At 59.2% G+C, this 15,953-nt stretch carries 12 protein-coding genes and 2 tRNA genes; 10 read left to right on the plus strand and 4 right to left on the minus strand.

All coding sequences use genetic code 11. From position 1 onward, the window contains the following. Positions 1-7: 7 nt before the first annotated feature. From hflK to ACWGZX_RS17155, 5 genes are all read left to right on the plus strand, one after another. On the plus strand, positions 8-1,183 hold the full coding sequence (gene hflK / locus ACWGZX_RS17135; protein WP_223520174.1) for an FtsH protease activity modulator HflK: 1,176 nt from the start codon (positions 8-10) through the stop codon (positions 1,181-1,183). Further along, positions 1,183-2,052 (plus strand): protease modulator HflC, encoded by an 870-nt coding sequence (hflC, locus tag ACWGZX_RS17140; RefSeq protein WP_223520176.1) that lies wholly within the window; start codon positions 1,183-1,185, stop codon positions 2,050-2,052. Before hflK ends, hflC begins: the two co-directional genes overlap by 1 nt. Positions 2,053-2,367: 315 nt before the next feature. Then, a complete protein-coding gene (locus ACWGZX_RS17145; protein ID WP_007945592.1) occupies positions 2,368-3,555 on the plus strand; it encodes an ATP phosphoribosyltransferase regulatory subunit in 1,188 nt (395 codons plus the stop codon). Positions 3,556-3,609: 54 nt separating this feature from the next. Then, complete coding sequence (locus ACWGZX_RS17150) at positions 3,610-4,902, plus strand: adenylosuccinate synthase (RefSeq protein WP_452624717.1); 1,293 nt, start codon at positions 3,610-3,612, stop codon at positions 4,900-4,902. A gap of 150 nt (positions 4,903-5,052) precedes the next feature. Then, positions 5,053-6,987 (plus strand): methyl-accepting chemotaxis protein, encoded by a 1,935-nt coding sequence (locus ACWGZX_RS17155; protein ID WP_452624718.1) that lies wholly within the window; start codon positions 5,053-5,055, stop codon positions 6,985-6,987. A gap of 138 nt (positions 6,988-7,125) precedes the next feature. Here ACWGZX_RS17155 and ACWGZX_RS17160 read toward each other — a convergent pair whose 3' ends face one another. The 4 genes from ACWGZX_RS17160 to ACWGZX_RS17175 all read right to left on the minus strand — a co-directional run bounded on the left by ACWGZX_RS17160 (position 7,126) and on the right by ACWGZX_RS17175 (position 10,396). Continuing rightward, entirely contained in the window at positions 7,126-8,691 is a 1,566-nt protein-coding gene (locus ACWGZX_RS17160) for an ABC transporter permease (protein WP_452624719.1), read from the minus strand. Beyond that, positions 8,691-9,701 (minus strand): iron ABC transporter substrate-binding protein, encoded by a 1,011-nt coding sequence (locus ACWGZX_RS17165; protein WP_452624720.1) that lies wholly within the window; start codon positions 9,699-9,701, stop codon positions 8,691-8,693. Before ACWGZX_RS17165 ends, ACWGZX_RS17160 begins: the two co-directional genes overlap by 1 nt. 355 nt (positions 9,702-10,056) lie before the next feature. After that, positions 10,057-10,143, minus strand: a tRNA-Leu gene (locus ACWGZX_RS17170). Between the two features lie 166 nt (positions 10,144-10,309). Next, positions 10,310-10,396, minus strand: a tRNA-Leu gene (locus ACWGZX_RS17175). A 226-nt stretch (positions 10,397-10,622) separates the two neighbouring features. On the opposite strand from ACWGZX_RS17175, the gene rnr reads away from it, so the two are divergent. The 5 genes from rnr to ACWGZX_RS17200 all read left to right on the plus strand — a co-directional run bounded on the left by rnr (position 10,623) and on the right by ACWGZX_RS17200 (position 15,935). Next, positions 10,623-13,253, plus strand: coding sequence for a ribonuclease R (gene rnr / locus ACWGZX_RS17180; RefSeq protein ID WP_452624721.1), 2,631 nt, complete (start codon positions 10,623-10,625; stop codon positions 13,251-13,253). After that, entirely contained in the window at positions 13,250-14,017 is a 768-nt protein-coding gene (rlmB, locus tag ACWGZX_RS17185) for a 23S rRNA (guanosine(2251)-2'-O)-methyltransferase RlmB (protein ID WP_452624722.1), read from the plus strand. Before rnr ends, rlmB begins: the two co-directional genes overlap by 4 nt. Positions 14,018-14,323: 306 nt before the next feature. Further along, the gene (gene rpsF, locus ACWGZX_RS17190) at positions 14,324-14,746 is read left to right on the plus strand and encodes a 30S ribosomal protein S6 (protein ID WP_003217491.1); all 423 of its coding nucleotides are present in this window, start codon (positions 14,324-14,326) and stop codon (positions 14,744-14,746) included. Between the two features lie 28 nt (positions 14,747-14,774). Next, the gene (gene rpsR, locus ACWGZX_RS17195) at positions 14,775-15,005 is read left to right on the plus strand and encodes a 30S ribosomal protein S18 (protein ID WP_002551829.1); all 231 of its coding nucleotides are present in this window, start codon (positions 14,775-14,777) and stop codon (positions 15,003-15,005) included. A 36-nt stretch (positions 15,006-15,041) separates the two neighbouring features. Further along, the gene (locus ACWGZX_RS17200) at positions 15,042-15,935 is read left to right on the plus strand and encodes a hypothetical protein (protein WP_452624723.1); all 894 of its coding nucleotides are present in this window, start codon (positions 15,042-15,044) and stop codon (positions 15,933-15,935) included. Positions 15,936-15,953: the final 18 nt, after the last annotated feature.

Here is a 15,953-nt window from a genome sequence, read left to right on the forward strand (position 1 = left end):
GAGCGCTATGGCTTGGAATGAGCCGGGTGGCAACTCGAATAATCAGGATCCTTGGGGTGGCAAGCGCCGCAATAACGGCGACCGCAAGGGACCACCGGATCTCGACGAGGCCTTCCGAAAGCTGCAGGAAAGCCTGAACGGGTTGTTCGGTGGTGGTAAGAAACGCGGTGATGACGGCGGTGGTTCGGGCAAGAGCGGCGGCTTCGGCGGCATTCTTGGCATCGGCCTTGTCGTGTTGGCGGCCGTGTGGCTGTACAGCGCGGTATACGTCGTCGACGAGCAGGAGCAAGCCGTGGTGCTGCGCTTCGGCAAGTACTACGAAACCGTCGGCCCGGGCCTGAACATCTATTTCCCGCCGATCGACAAGAAGTACCTGGAAAACGTTACGCGTGAGCGTTCGTACACCAAGCAGGGGCAGATGCTGACCGAAGACGAGAACATCGTCGAAGTGCCGCTGACCGTGCAATACAAGATCAGCAACCTGCAGGATTTCGTACTGGATGTCGATCAGCCGGAAATCAGCCTGCAGCAAGCGACAGATAGTGCCTTGCGTCACGTGGTGGGTTCTACCGCCATGGACCAGGTACTGACTGAAGGTCGTGAGTTGATGGCCAGCGAGATCAAGGAGCGTCTGCAACGCTTCATGGATACCTATCGCACCGGTATCACCGTTACCCAGGTCAACGTTCAGAACGCAGCGGCACCGCGTGAAGTCCAGGAAGCCTTCGATGACGTGATCCGTGCCCGTGAAGACGAGCAACGTTCGCGCAACCAGGCTGAGACCTATGCCAACGGCGTCGTGCCGGAAGCCCGTGGTCAGGCCCAGCGTATCCTCGAGGATGCCAATGGTTACCGTGACGAAACCGTCTCGCGCGCCAAGGGTGAGGCTGATCGCTTCACCAAACTGGTCTATGAATACCGCAAGGCTCCTGAAGTTACCCGCGAGCGTCTGTACCTGGACACCATGCAGGAAGTCTTCACCAACACCAGCAAGGTACTCGTGACCGGCAACAAGAATGGCCAGAGCAATCTGCTGTACTTGCCGCTGGACAAGATGGTCGAAAGTGGTCGCACCACCAGCAGCGCTCCGGCTTCGGGCGCGGCAGCCAGCAGCAATGAAGCGAATACGCGTGCAGCAGCTGATCTGCAACAACAGCAAGCACGTACCAGGGAGAGTCGCTGATGAGCAATAAATCGCTGATCGCCCTTATTGTCGGCGTCGTCGTGGCGATCGCGGCCTGGAACTGCTTCTACATCGTGGCTCAGACCGAGCGTGCGGTGTTGCTGCAGTTCGGTCGCGTGGTTCAGGCCGATGTTCAGCCGGGCCTGCATGTGAAAGTGCCTTACGTTAACCAGGTGCGTAAATTCGACGCACGCCTGATGACGCTGGATGCACCGACGCAACGCTTCCTGACGCTGGAAAAGAAAGCCGTCATGGTGGATGCCTTCGCCAAGTGGCGCGTGAAAGACGCCGAGCGCTTCTACACCGCAACTTCCGGGCTCAAGCAGATCGCCGACGAGCGTCTGTCCCGTCGTCTGGAATCGGGCCTGCGTGACCAGTTCGGTAAGCGCACGCTGCATGAAGTGGTTTCTGGTGAGCGTGACGCGCTGATGGCTGACATCACCGCTTCGCTGAACAAGATGGCGGAAAAAGAACTGGGCATCGAAGTCGTCGATGTTCGGGTCAAGGCCATCGATCTGCCGAAAGAAGTGAACCGCAGCGTGTTCGAGCGTATGAGCACCGAGCGTGAGCGTGAAGCTCGCGAGCACCGCGCCAAGGGTAACGAGCTGGCAGAAGGCATCCGTGCCGACGCCGATCGTCAGCGCCGCGTGTTGCTGGCTGAAGCCTATCGTGAATCTGAAGAGGTTCGAGGTGACGGTGATGCCCAGGCATCTTCCATCTACTCCAAGGCCTACGGCCAGGACCAGGAGTTCTACGCGTTCTACCGTAGCCTGCGTGCCTACCGTGAAAGTTTCGCGAACAAATCCGACGTCATGGTCCTGGACCCAAGCAGCGACTTCTTCCGTTACCTGGAAAAAGCCAAGCCTTGATACCGCGTTGACCTGAATCATCCCCCGCCTGGCGGCTAAAGCCTCGGGCGGGGTGATCCTTTGGGAAAACGTGTGTATGATGCGGCAGCCGGGAAATTCCCGGCTTTTTTGCGTCTGCACGTTTGATTGCTGTTTTCAGGCAGAAGACCGAGTTGAATGACTCGACAGGATTTTCGAGGAAAGTGGTTGGCGAAGCCGGTTTGAGGCTTTTCGCCGTGTTGTTCATGCGCGTGGTTTGCACATGAACCGATCATTTTCTGCTTCACTCAAGGCTCGCCCGACGGCTTGCCGCCCGGATCATAGGGGAATGGCGTAATGGCAACGGTAGACCGCTGGCTGCTGCCAGATGGCATCGAAGAAGTACTGCCACCAGAAGCGGCGCGCATTGAAGTGGCGCGTCGTCAGGTGTTGGATCTGTTCCAGAGCTGGGGTTACGAGTTTGTCGTGACTCCCCATATCGAGTACCTGGAATCCCTGCTGACCGGCGCGGGCTCGGACCTCGATCTGCGTACCTTCAAGGTCATCGACCCGCAATCGGGCCGGCAGATGGGTTTCCGTGCCGACATCACGCCGCAAGTGGCGCGCATCGATGCGCACACCTTGCGCCGCGAAGGCCCGAGCCGTCTGTGCTATGCCGGTAGCGTGCTGCACGCTCAGCCTCGCGCATTGTCGTCCTCGCGCAGCCCGATCCAGTTGGGTGCCGAGTTGTATGGCGATGGCAGCCCGAGCAGCGATGTGGAAGTCATCAGCCTGATGTTGGCTATGCTGCAACTGGCCGATGTGCCGGATGTGCACATGGACCTCGGCCATGTTGGCATCTATCGTGGCCTGGCCCGCGCCGCCGGCTTGTCCGGCGAAGTCGAGCAACAATTGTTTGATGCGTTGCAACGTAAGGCCATCGACGAGGTCATTACCTTGACCGAAGGCCTGCCTGCCGATCTGTCGGGCATGCTGCGCGCATTGGTTGATTTGTGTGGCGGCCGTGAAGTGTTGAGCGCTGCCCGCGAGCGTCTGGCGAATGCGCCGGCCCCTGTTCTGGCTGCTCTGGACGACCTGTTGGCGATTGCCGAACGTTTGTCCGTGCGTTTCCCGGAACTGCCGCTGTACTTCGACCTGGGTGAGTTGCGCGGTTACCACTACCACACCGGTGTGGTATTCGCGGTGTTCGTGCCGGGTGTTGGCCAGTCCATTGCCCAGGGCGGTCGTTACGACGACATCGGCGCCGACTTCGGTCGCGCTCGTCCGGCCACTGGCTTCTCTACCGATTTGAAAACCCTGGTGACCCTGGGGCGTGCTGAAATCGAGCTACCGTCTGGCGGTATCTGGATGCCTGACAGTACGGATGCGGCACTCTGGCAGCAGGTTTGCCAGTTGCGCAGTGAGGGTCAGCGTGTCGTTCAGGCATTGCCTGGGCAACCATTGGCCGCCGCCCGTGAAGCGGACTGCGACCGGCAATTGATTCAGCAGAACGGGCTTTGGCAAGTATTGCCGCTGGCTTCTTGAGTTTTCCTGCCGGCCGCCGCCGGCACCAAGTTTGCGCGAATGAGGACAAGTGTTATGGGTAAGAATGTCGTAGTCCTGGGCACCCAATGGGGTGATGAGGGCAAAGGCAAGATCGTTGATCTGCTGACCGAACATGCTGCCGCCGTAGTGCGCTACCAGGGTGGCCACAACGCTGGTCACACTCTGGTGATCGACGGCGAGAAAACCGTCTTGCACCTGATCCCGTCTGGCGTGCTGCGCGAAGGCGTGCAGTGCCTGATCGGTAACGGCGTGGTGGTTGCACCCGACGCTCTGCTGCGGGAAATCATCAAGCTGGAAGAGAAAGGCGTACCGGTGCGCGAGCGCCTGCGTATCAGCCCGTCCTGCCCGCTGATCCTGTCCTACCACGTAGCGCTGGACCAGGCTCGTGAAAAAGCCCGTGGCGAGCTGAAGATCGGTACCACCGGTCGCGGCATCGGCCCGGCTTACGAAGACAAGGTTGCACGTCGCGGTCTGCGCATCGGTGACCTGTTCCACCGTGAGCGTTTCGCCGCCAAGCTGGGCGAGTTGCTGGATTACCACAACTTCGTTCTGGTCAATTACTACAAAGAGCCAGCGATCGATTTCCAGAAGACTCTGGACGAGTGCATGGAGTACGCCGAGCTGCTGAAGCCGATGATGCTCGATGTCACCGCCGAGCTGCACGAGCTGCGCCGCGCTGGCAAAGACATCATGTTCGAAGGCGCTCAAGGCTCCCTGCTGGACATCGACCACGGTACCTACCCGTACGTCACTAGCTCCAACACCACTGCGGGCGGCATCGCCACCGGTTCGGGTTTTGGTCCGATGTACCTGGATTACATCCTGGGCATCACCAAGGCCTACACCACTCGCGTCGGTTCGGGTCCGTTCCCGACTGAGCTGTTCGATGACGTTGGCGCGTTCCTCGCCAAGCGTGGCCACGAGTTCGGTGCTACCACCGGCCGTGCCCGTCGTTGCGGCTGGTTCGACGCCGTCATCCTGCGTCGCGCTATCGACGTCAACAGCATTTCGGGCCTGTGCCTGACCAAGCTGGACGTGCTGGACGGTCTGGAAACCATCAACATCTGCGTTGGCTACAAGAACCAGGATGGTGCAGTGATCGACGCACCGACTGACGCCGACAGCTACATCGGCCTGGAGCCGGTGTACGAAGTGATGCCGGGCTGGACCGAATCCACCGTTGGTGCCAAGACGCTGGAAGAGCTGCCGCAAGCCGCTCGCAACTACATCAAACGCGTTGAAGAGTTGGTCGGTGCGCCGATTGACATTATTTCGACGGGCCCGGACCGCAACGAAACCATCGTTCTGCGTCACCCGTTCGCCTGATAAGTCGTTGATGTACAACACAAAGGCCCCTTAATTGGGGCCTTTGTCGTTTATGCCTGTCGGACGGCATGACCTTTGCTGTGATCTTGATTAAAAGCATCGCTTCCAGCGCGCCATCAATTTAATGGCGCCCAAGCAGAGGGATTTTAAGTGTCAGCCGTTCTCTCATTGTTACAAAGCCGTTTGTTGCGGCCTGTGTTCGTTACCTTGGGTATCGCCCTTTTGGTGCAGGTGCTGGTGGCAGTTGCCCTGACCCGGAGCACAGTGACTGCGCTGGAAGCCGATCTGGGTGTGCGCCTTGGCGCCGACAGTCAAAAACTCTCTGGCGAGCTTGAGCAGGCAGGGCGTGAAGTCACGTCGAGCCTCGACAGCCTCTCGAGCAGCACGCGTCAACGCCTCACGGCCGGTTTGTCCTCGCGTTTGAAGGATGAACAGGCGCAGTTGCGTGCCATGCTGGAAAAAGACCTGAAGGACTCCGCCAATGATATGGCGCAGCTTCTGGCCTCGGTCGCCCCCCGCGCCATGTGGGACAGCGACGTTCCAACCCTGTCTGAATTTGCCCGTCGGGCACAGCGTAATCCCAATGTGTTGTTCGTGGTTTACGACGATGCAGCGGGGCAGCACCTGACGCGTTATCTGAATCGCGAAAACCCGATCAACAAGGCCTTGCTGGAAAAAGGTCAGGGCGAGCGCGCGCTGGACAAGGTGCTGGATGCGGCGAAGAACGATCCATCGGTTTATTACCTTGAGGCTTCGATCAACCCTAATGGCGTGGAAATCGGCAAGGTTGTGATGGGGGTCTCCACCGCCTCGGTGGAAACCGACCTGGTGGCCCTGGACAAGCGTTTCTCGGCGCTGATTGCCAGCAGTGATCAACTGGTCGGCGATAGCCTCAAGGGTGCGGCCGCAGACAGTGCCGCGGCCATGGGCGCGCGTTTGCAGTCGGCGCAGTCCACGGCGTCTGAAATGAAAGCCAATACCGCGAGCACTGTGCAGGAAGCGGCGGCGACTTTGCGCTGGCGCATCGGCATGGGCCTGGCGCTGGTCGGTTGCGGTGTGCTGCTGTTGCTGGCCGTGGTGCTGGGACGTCGAGTGGTCAACCGCTTGAAGCTGCTGATCAGCGCCATGGATGACCTGGCGGCGGGCGAGGGCGACCTGACCAAGCGCGTGCAGATCAACAGCAAGGACGAAATCGGCGACATGGCCTCGGCGGTCAATCGCTTTGTGGATAAGTTGCAGCCGATTGTGCGCGAAGCGGGCGATGTGGCTCAGCGTACCGGCGTGGAAATCGGCGCCATGACCCTGCGTAATGCCGGGGCTGATAAGGCGGCGGGCATGCAGCGCGATGAAGTGGCCGAGAGTTTACGCGCGTTGTCGCGGATGGCTGATGAAGCCCTGTCTGAAAGCCACGCCATGCAGGCTGCGTTGCAGCAGGTGGTGGACATTCGTTCGGCCACTGATGAAAACACCCGGACCTCGGCGAAAGTCGGCAGCCTGATCGAAGCGTTGGCCGGGCAGGTCGATACCGGTGCGAAAGTCATCGAGCGGCTGGCGCAGCAGAGTGAGCAGATTGAAGTGGTGTTGACGGTGATCCATGGGATCGCCGAGCAAACCAACCTGCTGGCACTGAACGCAGCCATCGAAGCGGCGCGTGCGGGCGAGACCGGTCGCGGGTTTGCCGTTGTGGCTGACGAAGTACGGGCGCTGGCGAGCAAGACCCAGAGTTCGACCGGCGACATTCAGGCGCACATCGTTGCCTTGCAACAAGGCGCGCGTGAAGCGGTGGCTGCGATTGGTCAGGCGGGACGCCAGGCCAGCGAAGGTTTGCTGGTATTGCGCGACAGTGCGCGGTTGCAGCAGTCGGTGCAGGCGTCGGTCGAGCAGGTGCATGCGGCGATTGGTCTGGCGACTCAGGCCGCTGCGCATCAAGCGCAAGGCGCGCAGGCGGTGCGGGGGCGGGTTGAAACCATTCATGCACAGGCTGAAAAGGCTGCTCAGGCGGTGGTGGAAACCACGGCCAGTGGTAAGGTGCTGGATGGGCTGGCGGCGCAATTGAAGGCGAGCCTGGGGCAGTTCAGGGCGTAAGATTTGTATTGGCTGGTCTGGCCCCTTCGCGAGCAGGCTCGCTCCCACAGTTGATTGAGGTGTTCACACATTTTGTGTTCACCAACAACCACTGTGGGGGCGACGGTGCGACGATTCGACCTGATCGCGAAAGCGGTCTCAACGGCTCAAATACATCCGAGTTGTTAACAAATAAACCGGCACTCCAGACACCAAAATCAACAGCGCCGCATAAGGCGCCGCCGCCGCAAACTCCACATTCGCGGTATGCGCCCAAACCTCAGTCGCCAAGGTATTGAGCCCGGTCGGACTCAGGAGCAGCGTCGCCGTGAGCTCCTTCATCGCATCCAGAAACACCAGCGCAAACGCGGCGCCCAACGCTGGGAAAATAATCGGCAGCGTAATCCGGCAAAACGCAGTGAACGACGTAGCCCCCAGCGTGCGCGCTGCCTCTTCCAATTGCGGCGCAGCCTTGTTCAAGGCCGTTCGAATCGGCGCCTGTGCCAGCGGCAGAAACAGCAGTGCATAAGCGATCAGCAGCAATGCCGATGTCTGGTACAGCGCCGGCACATAGTGCAGCGCGAAATACACCAGCGTCAGCGCAATCACCAGGCCCGGCAGCGCATGCAGCAGATACGGCAAACGCTCGGCCCAGATCGCCAATTGACCTTTGTAGCGCACCACCAGCAATCCCACCGGCACGGCCAACACCAGGCATAGCGCTGCACCGCCGAGGGAGAGCGCAAGAGATGACAGCAGCGCCTCGCTGATTGCGGCTACCGGGAACGCGGCTGAGGAACCGACCGCCAGCCAGTACGCCAGCATTCCCAGTGGTATGCCGCTGCCGATGATCGCCAGGGTCAGGCAGTAAAGCTGTCCGACACCTGCCCAAGGACCCAATTGAACCTGTTCCGCCTGCCGCGCCGCGCCTTGGCCGGTACGAACATGCCGGCCCTTGCCGCGTACCCGCAGTTCCAGCCACAGCAATACCAGGCACAGCGCCAGCAACACCGCCGAAAGCATCGCCGCGTTGGCGTTGCTGAATTCCAGTTCGAATTGCTGATAAATCGCCGTGGTAAAGGTTTGCAAGCCGATGATCGACAACGCGCCGAACTCCACCAGCATGTGCAGTGCGATCAGCAGTGAACCCGCCAGCAATGATGGCCAGAGCAGCGGCAGTGTGATTCTGAAAAACACGCCCCAGCGATTCTGTCCAAGCGTGCGGGCGGACTCTTCAAGAGAGGGATCAAGGTTGCGTAACGTTGCCGCAACCGGCAGAAAGATCAGCGGGTACTTGGACAGCGTCATCACCAGAATCGCCCCACCCAGGCCTTCGAAGTGAGCGCTGAGCGAAACCCAGGTAAAACTGCTGACAAACGCCGGAACGGCGAACGGCAAGCAGAGGATGACACCCCACAAACGCCGTCCCGGCAGATTGCTGCGTTCCAGCAGCCAGGCCAGTGACAGGCCGATCACGCCGCAGGCCAGTGTCACGCCGGCCATCAGTGCCAACGTATTGCGCAGAAGTCCAAACACATAAGGCCGCCACAGCAGATGCAGCGCCTCGGCCCAGCCGGCTTGCCAGGCTTTTAGCCCGACGTACATCAGCGGCAACAGACTGAGCACGACCAGCAGCAGAACCGGCAGCAGCAGCCAGATTGATGGCCGCTTGCGCCGTGGCACGTAACCCCCGCGCGAGGCGGGGGTAGATAACGATGCGCTCATCAGTTCAAGCCAACGTCACGTTCCAGGTCCAGGGCTTGTTCGGCATTGCCCAGATCCGCTGGCGTGACGTTCGGTGCTTGCAGTTCGCTGAACGGCTTGAGGCCGCGATCCGATTCCATGCCTTTGTGCAGCGGGTATTCCGCGGTGGTCTGGGTGATTACCCGCTGACCCTCTTCGCTGGCCATATAGGCGAGGAATTGCTGGGCTTCTTGTGGGTGTTTGCTGGATTTCAGCACGGCCGCGCTGGAAACGGTGATCAGCCCGCCAACGTCGCCGCCGGTGAAGTAATGCAGTTTCGAATCGAGCTGGCCTTTCTCGCGCTGCAAGGCGAACCAGTAATAGTTATTCACCAGTACGGTGGCGACTTCACCATTTTCCACGGCTTTCAGGGCGACCATATTGTTGCTGTAGGTCTTGCCGAACGCGCGCAGGCCGGTCAGCCATTCTTCGGCCGCATCCATGCCGTGCACTTTGATGATCGCGACGGCCTGTTCCTGAAAGGCGCCACTGGTAGGCACGAAGCCGACCTTGCCTTGCCATTTTGGATTGGAGAAATCCATCACCGACGTGGGCAGGTCCTTTTCATCAATTAGTTTGGGGTTAAACGCAACGACCCGCACCCGAGCCGTGATGCCAATCCAGGTGCCGTTGCTCGCTACATATTCCTTGGGTAAAACCGCCAGTGTGGCGTCGTCAGTCTTGGCCAGCAGGCCTTGCTCGCCCAGTTTGTTCAACGGCGGCGACTCTTCGGTGTAAATCACATCGGCGGGGGAGCGATCGCCTTCTTCCACGATCTGGCTGGCGAGCTGGTTGCTGCTGCCTTTACGCACGTTGACGTGGATGCCGGTCTTGGCTTCGAAAGCCTTGGCGATGGCGTCACCGACTTCCTTGTGTTGACCGTTATAGAGTGTCAGGGAAACCGGGTCGGCAGCCTGGGTGAGGGGAGTGGCGAGTACCAGGCCGAGGAGGGTGAAGGTCAGGCCGCGGCGCAGGGTATTTCGAAACATCATTCGCAAGGTTCCTCACTGTCGCATTGCAAAAACTTGCAACAATGATAAACGATATTGTTTCTCAAGTGCGCCTTGCTGGCCTGGGAAGTGTCTGCTAGAGCGGCAGGCGCAGCACCTGTAGCAGCTGGCGAAGCCTGCGTTCGGCTGCGAAGCAGTCGTAAATCCTGAATGCGCGGATTTCCTGAAACACCGCATCGCCTGATTTCACGACTGCTGCGCAGCCGAACGCAGGCTTCGCCAGCTGTTACAGGTCGTGTGTTTCTTAAGAGGGGGATTGGTTTTCGGAAGCCAGAAACGCAAAAACCCGCTTTCGCGGGTTTCTGTGAAATTCAAGATCGTGACCTTGAATTTGAATTGGTGCCCAGAAGAAGACTCGAACTTCCACGACCTTGCGGTCACCAGCACCTGAAGCTGGCGTGTCTACCAATTTCACCATCTGGGCATTCATCGCAAGCGTTGCCGCTGTTGATGTGGCGCACTATACGGAGAGCGTTTTGATCTGTAAACCCCTGATTTAGATTTATTAAATCAGATGCTTAGAATGCAAAAACCCGCTTTCGCGGGTTTTTGTGTGAGCCTTGAAATTGAACTAATCTCAAGCTCGAAATTGGTGCCCAGAAGAAGACTCGAACTTCCACGACCTTGCGGTCACCAGCACCTGAAGCTGGCGTGTCTACCAATTTCACCATCTGGGCAGTATCGGCAGCGCGTCTGCGTCGTCGATGGCGCGCACTATACGGAGCGTCTTTTTAACTGTAAACCCCCGATATCAAAAAAACCTGGAAAATTTCGCCAGTGGTCTTCAAATCAGCGTTGCGATGTCGATAAAGGGCTTTAGAAGGGCTGTCATAGCTTGAAATTTCCCGTTTCATTACGCCTATGCCAAACTAACCCGCATATAGACAAGGTGAAAACTCTCTAATGGCCGATTGGCAGTCCCTCGATCCCGAGGCCGCTCGTGAAGCGGAAAAATATGAAAACCCTATTCCTAGCCGCGAACTGATCCTTCAGCACCTTGCTGATCGAGGTTCGCCTGCTAACCGCGAGCAGCTGGTCGAAGAGTTTGGTCTGACCACAGAAGACCAGATCGAAGCCCTGCGTCGCCGCCTGCGCGCCATGGAGCGCGATGCTCAACTCATCTATACCCGTCGCGGCACCTATGCGCCGGTGGACAAGCTCGACCTGATCCTGGGCCGCATCAGCGGTCACCGTGACGGCTTCGGCTTCCTGGTTCCGGACGACGGCAGTGACGACCTGTTCATGAGCCCGGCGCAAATGCGCCTGGTATTCGACGGCGACCGTGCCCTGGCCCGTGTCTCCGGCCTCGACCGTCGCGGTCGCCGCGAAGGCATGATTGTCGAAGTGGTCTCCCGTGCTCACGAGACCATCGTCGGTCGCTACTTCGAAGAAGGCGGCATCGGCTTCGTCGTTGCGGATAACCCGAAAATCCAGCAAGAAGTGCTGGTCACCCCGGGCCGCAATGCCAATGCCCAGATCGGTCAATTCGTTGAGGTGAAGATCACTCACTGGCCGACACCACGCTTCCAGCCGCAAGGCGACGTGGTCGAAGTCGTGGGCAACTACATGGCGCCGGGCATGGAAATCGATGTCGCCCTGCGCACCTACGACATTCCTCACGTCTGGCCTGAAGCGGTCTTGAAAGAAGCCGCCAAGCTCAAGCCGGAAGTCGAAGAGAAAGACAAAGAGAAGCGCATCGACCTGCGTCATCTGCCGTTTGTGACCATCGACGGTGAAGACGCGCGCGACTTCGATGACGCGGTTTACTGCGAATCCAAGCCGGGCAAGCTGCGCCTGTTCTCCGGTGGCTGGAAGTTGTACGTGGCGATTGCCGACGTTTCCAGCTATGTGAAAATCGGTTCGGCCCTGGACAACGAATCCCAGGTTCGCGGCAACTCGGTGTACTTCCCCGAGCGCGTTGTGCCGATGCTGCCTGAGCAGCTGTCCAACGGCCTGTGCTCGCTGAACCCGCACGTCGATCGTCTGGCCATGGTTTGCGAGATGACCATCTCCAAGTCCGGCGAAATGACCGACTACTGCTTCTACGAAGCGGTGATTCACTCCCACGCCCGCCTGACTTACAACAAAGTCAGCGCGATGCTGGAAACGCCGAAACTCACCGAGGCGCGTCAGCTTCGTGGCGAGTACAACGACGTTCTGCCGCACCTCAAGCAGCTTTACGCGCTGTACAAAGTGCTGCTGGCCGCTCGTCACGTGCGTGGCGCGATCGACTTCGAAACGCAGGAAACCCGGATCATCTTCGGGACCGAGCGCAAGATTGCCGAAATCCGCCCGACCGTTCGTAACGATGCGCACAAGCTGATCGAGGAATGCATGCTGGCGGCCAACGTGGCCACCGCCGAATTCCTGAAAAAGCATGAAATCCCGGCGCTGTACCGCGTCCACGATGGTCCGCCGCCGGAGCGTCTGGAAAAACTGCGCGCCTTCCTGGGTGAGCTCGGCCTGTCCCTGCACAAAGGCAAGGATGGCCCGTCGCCGAAGGACTACCAGGCCTTGCTGGCAAGCATCAAGGACCGTCCGGATTTCCATCTGATCCAGACCGTCATGCTGCGTTCGTTGAGCCAGGCGGTGTACAGCGCTGATAACCAGGGCCACTTCGGCCTGAATTACGAAGCCTATACCCACTTCACCTCGCCGATCCGCCGCTACCCGGACTTGCTCACGCACCGGGCGATCCGCAGCGTCATCCATTCCAAGCAGAACACGCCGCACGTTCGCCGTGCTGGCGCGATGACCATTCCGAAAGCGCGCATCTATCCGTACGACGAAGCGGCGCTGGAGCAACTCGGCGAGCAGTGCTCTATGAGCGAGCGCCGTGCCGACGAGGCCACGCGCGATGTGGTGAACTGGCTCAAGTGCGAGTTCATGAAAGACCGCGTGGGCGAATCGTTCCCGGGTGTGATCACCGCCGTGACCGGTTTTGGCTTGTTCGTCGAACTGACCGATATCTACGTCGAAGGCCTGGTGCACGTCACCGCGCTGCCGGGCGATTACTACCACTTCGATCCTGTGCACCACCGCTTGGCCGGTGAACGTACCGGTCGCAGCTTCCGTCTGGGCGATACCGTTGAAGTGCGCGTGATGCGCGTTGATCTAGACGAACGCAAGATTGACTTCGAGATGGCTGAAAAAACCATCAGCGCGCCAATTGGCCGCAAGAAGCGCGGAGCCGAAACAACCGCTCCTGCCGCTAAAACCGCCGCAGAACCGGCACCGGCAAAAACCGGTCGTCGTCCTGCCAAGGAAAAGGCTGTCGAAGCCTATCGTCCAAGCGATGCCGCGGCGAAAAATGCCGAACTGCGTAAAAGTCGTGAAATGAAGCAGGCGTTGCTGTCTGAAGCGAAAAGCGGCGGTAAAGCGGCGTCTGGGGGAAAGGCCGGGCGGTCGGCGCCTGACAAGGCTCCCGGCGGCAAGCCAGCAAAACCGAGCAAACATCGTAAAGGCCCGCCAAAAGCGGGTGCTGCTCCAGCCGGCAGAAGCGGCGGGGCGCGTAAACCTAAGGCCAAACCATGAGTCAGTTGGAAAAGATCTACGGCGTGCATGCGGTAGAAGCATTGCTGCGTCACCACCCGAAACGCGTCAAGCAGATCTGGCTGGCGGAAGGTCGCAGTGATCCTCGCGTGCAAACGCTGATCGAACTCGCCGCCCAGAACCGCGTTGCGGTCGGTCAGGCCGAGCGTCGTGAGCTGGATGCGTGGGTTGAGGGTGTTCACCAGGGCGTGGTGGCGGACGTGAGTCCTAGCCAGGTCTGGGGTGAGGCGATGCTCGACGAACTGCTGGACCGTACTGAAGGCGCACCGCTGCTGCTGGTGCTCGACGGCGTGACCGATCCGCACAACCTCGGCGCTTGCCTGCGTTCGGCCGATGCGGCCGGTGCGCTGGCGGTGATCGTGCCGAAGGACAAGTCAGCCACGCTGACCCCGACGGTCCGTAAAGTGGCCTGTGGCGCGGCGGAAGTGATTCCGTTGGTCGCCGTGACCAACCTGGCGCGCACCCTGGAAAAACTCAAGCAGCGTGGTTTGTGGGTTGTCGGTACGGCGGGCGAGGCTGAGCAGAGTCTGTATCAGCAAGATATGACCGGCCCGACCATTCTGATCATGGGCGCAGAAGGCAGTGGCATGCGTCGCCTGACCCGCGATCTTTGCGACTACCTGGTGCATTTGCCAATGACTGGCAGCGTCAGCAGTCTCAACGTGTCCGTGGCGACCGGTGTTTGCCTGTTCGAGGCGCAGCGTCAGCGCAGCGTTAAAGCAGCCGGGACCAACAAAAAGTCCTGATTTGTACGCAACCCCTGTGGGAGCGAGCCTGCTCGCGAAAGCGGAGTAACATTCAGCATCAATGTTGAAAGTTATGCCCCCTTCGCGAGCAGGCTCGCTCCCACAGTGTTTTGTGCCTTGGGCAAAGATCGATGATTGTTCAAATAATCACCAATTGCCTTGCGCCTCTCCTGTCCCTTCTCTACAATTGCGCCCCTTGCTGTGACGGCAGGCACGCATGTGTCTATCGCAAGCAAGTCCATAAGTGTCATTCACTCCTTGTCTGACCGCTTTTGAGCGGCAGGCTACAACCCGTAAGGAGCATTCATGCGTCATTACGAAATCATCTTTTTGGTCCACCCGGATCAAAGCGAGCAAGTCGGCGGCATGGTTGAGCGTTACACCAAGCTGATCGAAGAAGACGGCGGCAAAATCCACCGTCTGGAAGATTGGGGCCGTCGTCAACTGGCCTACGCAATCAACAATGTTCACAAGGCTCACTACGTGATGCTGAACGTTGAGTGCACTGGCAAGGCCCTGGCCGAGCTGGAAGACAACTTCCGCTACAACGATGCAGTGATCCGTAACCTGGTCATCCGTCGCGAAGAAGCCGTTACCGGCCAATCCGAGATGCTCAAGGCTGAAGAAAACCGCAGTGAGCGCCGTGAGCGTCGCGACCGTCCTGAGCACGAAGGCGCTGAAAGCGCTGATAGTGATGACAGCGACAACAGCGATAACGCTGACGAGTAATCCACGGACCTTTTGAGGAGCCTATTACATGGCACGTTTCTTCCGTCGTCGTAAATTCTGCCGCTTCACCGCTGAAGACGTGAAAGAGATCGATTACAAAGATCTCAACACTCTGAAAGCTTATGTATCCGAGACCGGCAAAATCGTTCCAAGCCGCATCACCGGTACCAAAGCACGTTATCAGCGTCAGCTGGCCACCGCTATCAAGCGCGCCCGCTTCCTGGCCCTGCTGGCCTACACCGACAGCCACGGCCGCTGAGACCGGGCAGTCGACTCGTAGCAAAGGATTGAATGCATGCGTGCCATAGCTGAGTTCATCATGCGCGGCCGTATGCAGGCCACTCTCGTAGTGGCTGGATGCGTAATATTGCCGTTGTTGTATTGGTTGGGTGCTGCCGCTGGATGCCTTGTGCTTCTGCGGCGCGGATTGAAGGACGCCCTTGGCGTTCTTGCCCTGGGAATGCTGCCGGCGTTGATCTGGTGGCTTTACTCGGACGACCCTCGGGCACTTCTGGTGCTGTTGGGTTCTTCGAGCCTTGCGTTGGTTTTGCGCGCAAGCGAGTCCTGGGTCCGCGTGCTGCTGGTCAGCATAGCGATGGGAGTGGTGTTTTCAGTGGTGCTGGGGGCGACTTTTGCTCCTCAAATCGAGATGCTGGCGCAGGCTTTGATAAAAGTCATGCCGTCGCTACTCGGTGATGTCTACGAGAAGTTATCGGCAGACGAGCAAGCGCATTTTGCGTCCCTGATTGCACCGGTCCTGACCGGCCTGATTGCGGCGTTGTTGCAAATCGTCAGTGTGCTGAGCCTGCTTGTCGGGCGCTACTGGCAGGCGTTGTTGTACAACCCGGGTGGTTTTGGTCGCGAGTTTCGCGCCATCCGATTCCCGCTTTTGCCAGCGATGTTGCTGCTGGCGTGCATGCTTCTGGGGCCGAACATCGGTCCACAGATGGCCATGTTAACGCCGTTGTGCAGCGTACCGCTGGTGTTCGCCGGGCTGGCCCTGATTCACGGGCTGGTGGCGCAAAAGCGACTGGCCAGGTTCTGGCTGGTGGGGTTGTACGTCACGCTGTTGCTGTTCATGCAGCTGATCTATCCGTTGCTGGTGGTCTTGGCCATCGTCGACAGCCTGATTGATTTTCGCGGTCGTTCGGCACCGAAAGATGCCGATAACGCGAACGGTGAAGGTTAAAAGTTAAGAGGATTTTCA

Source organism: Pseudomonas sp. CLCA07, assembly GCF_053615335.1.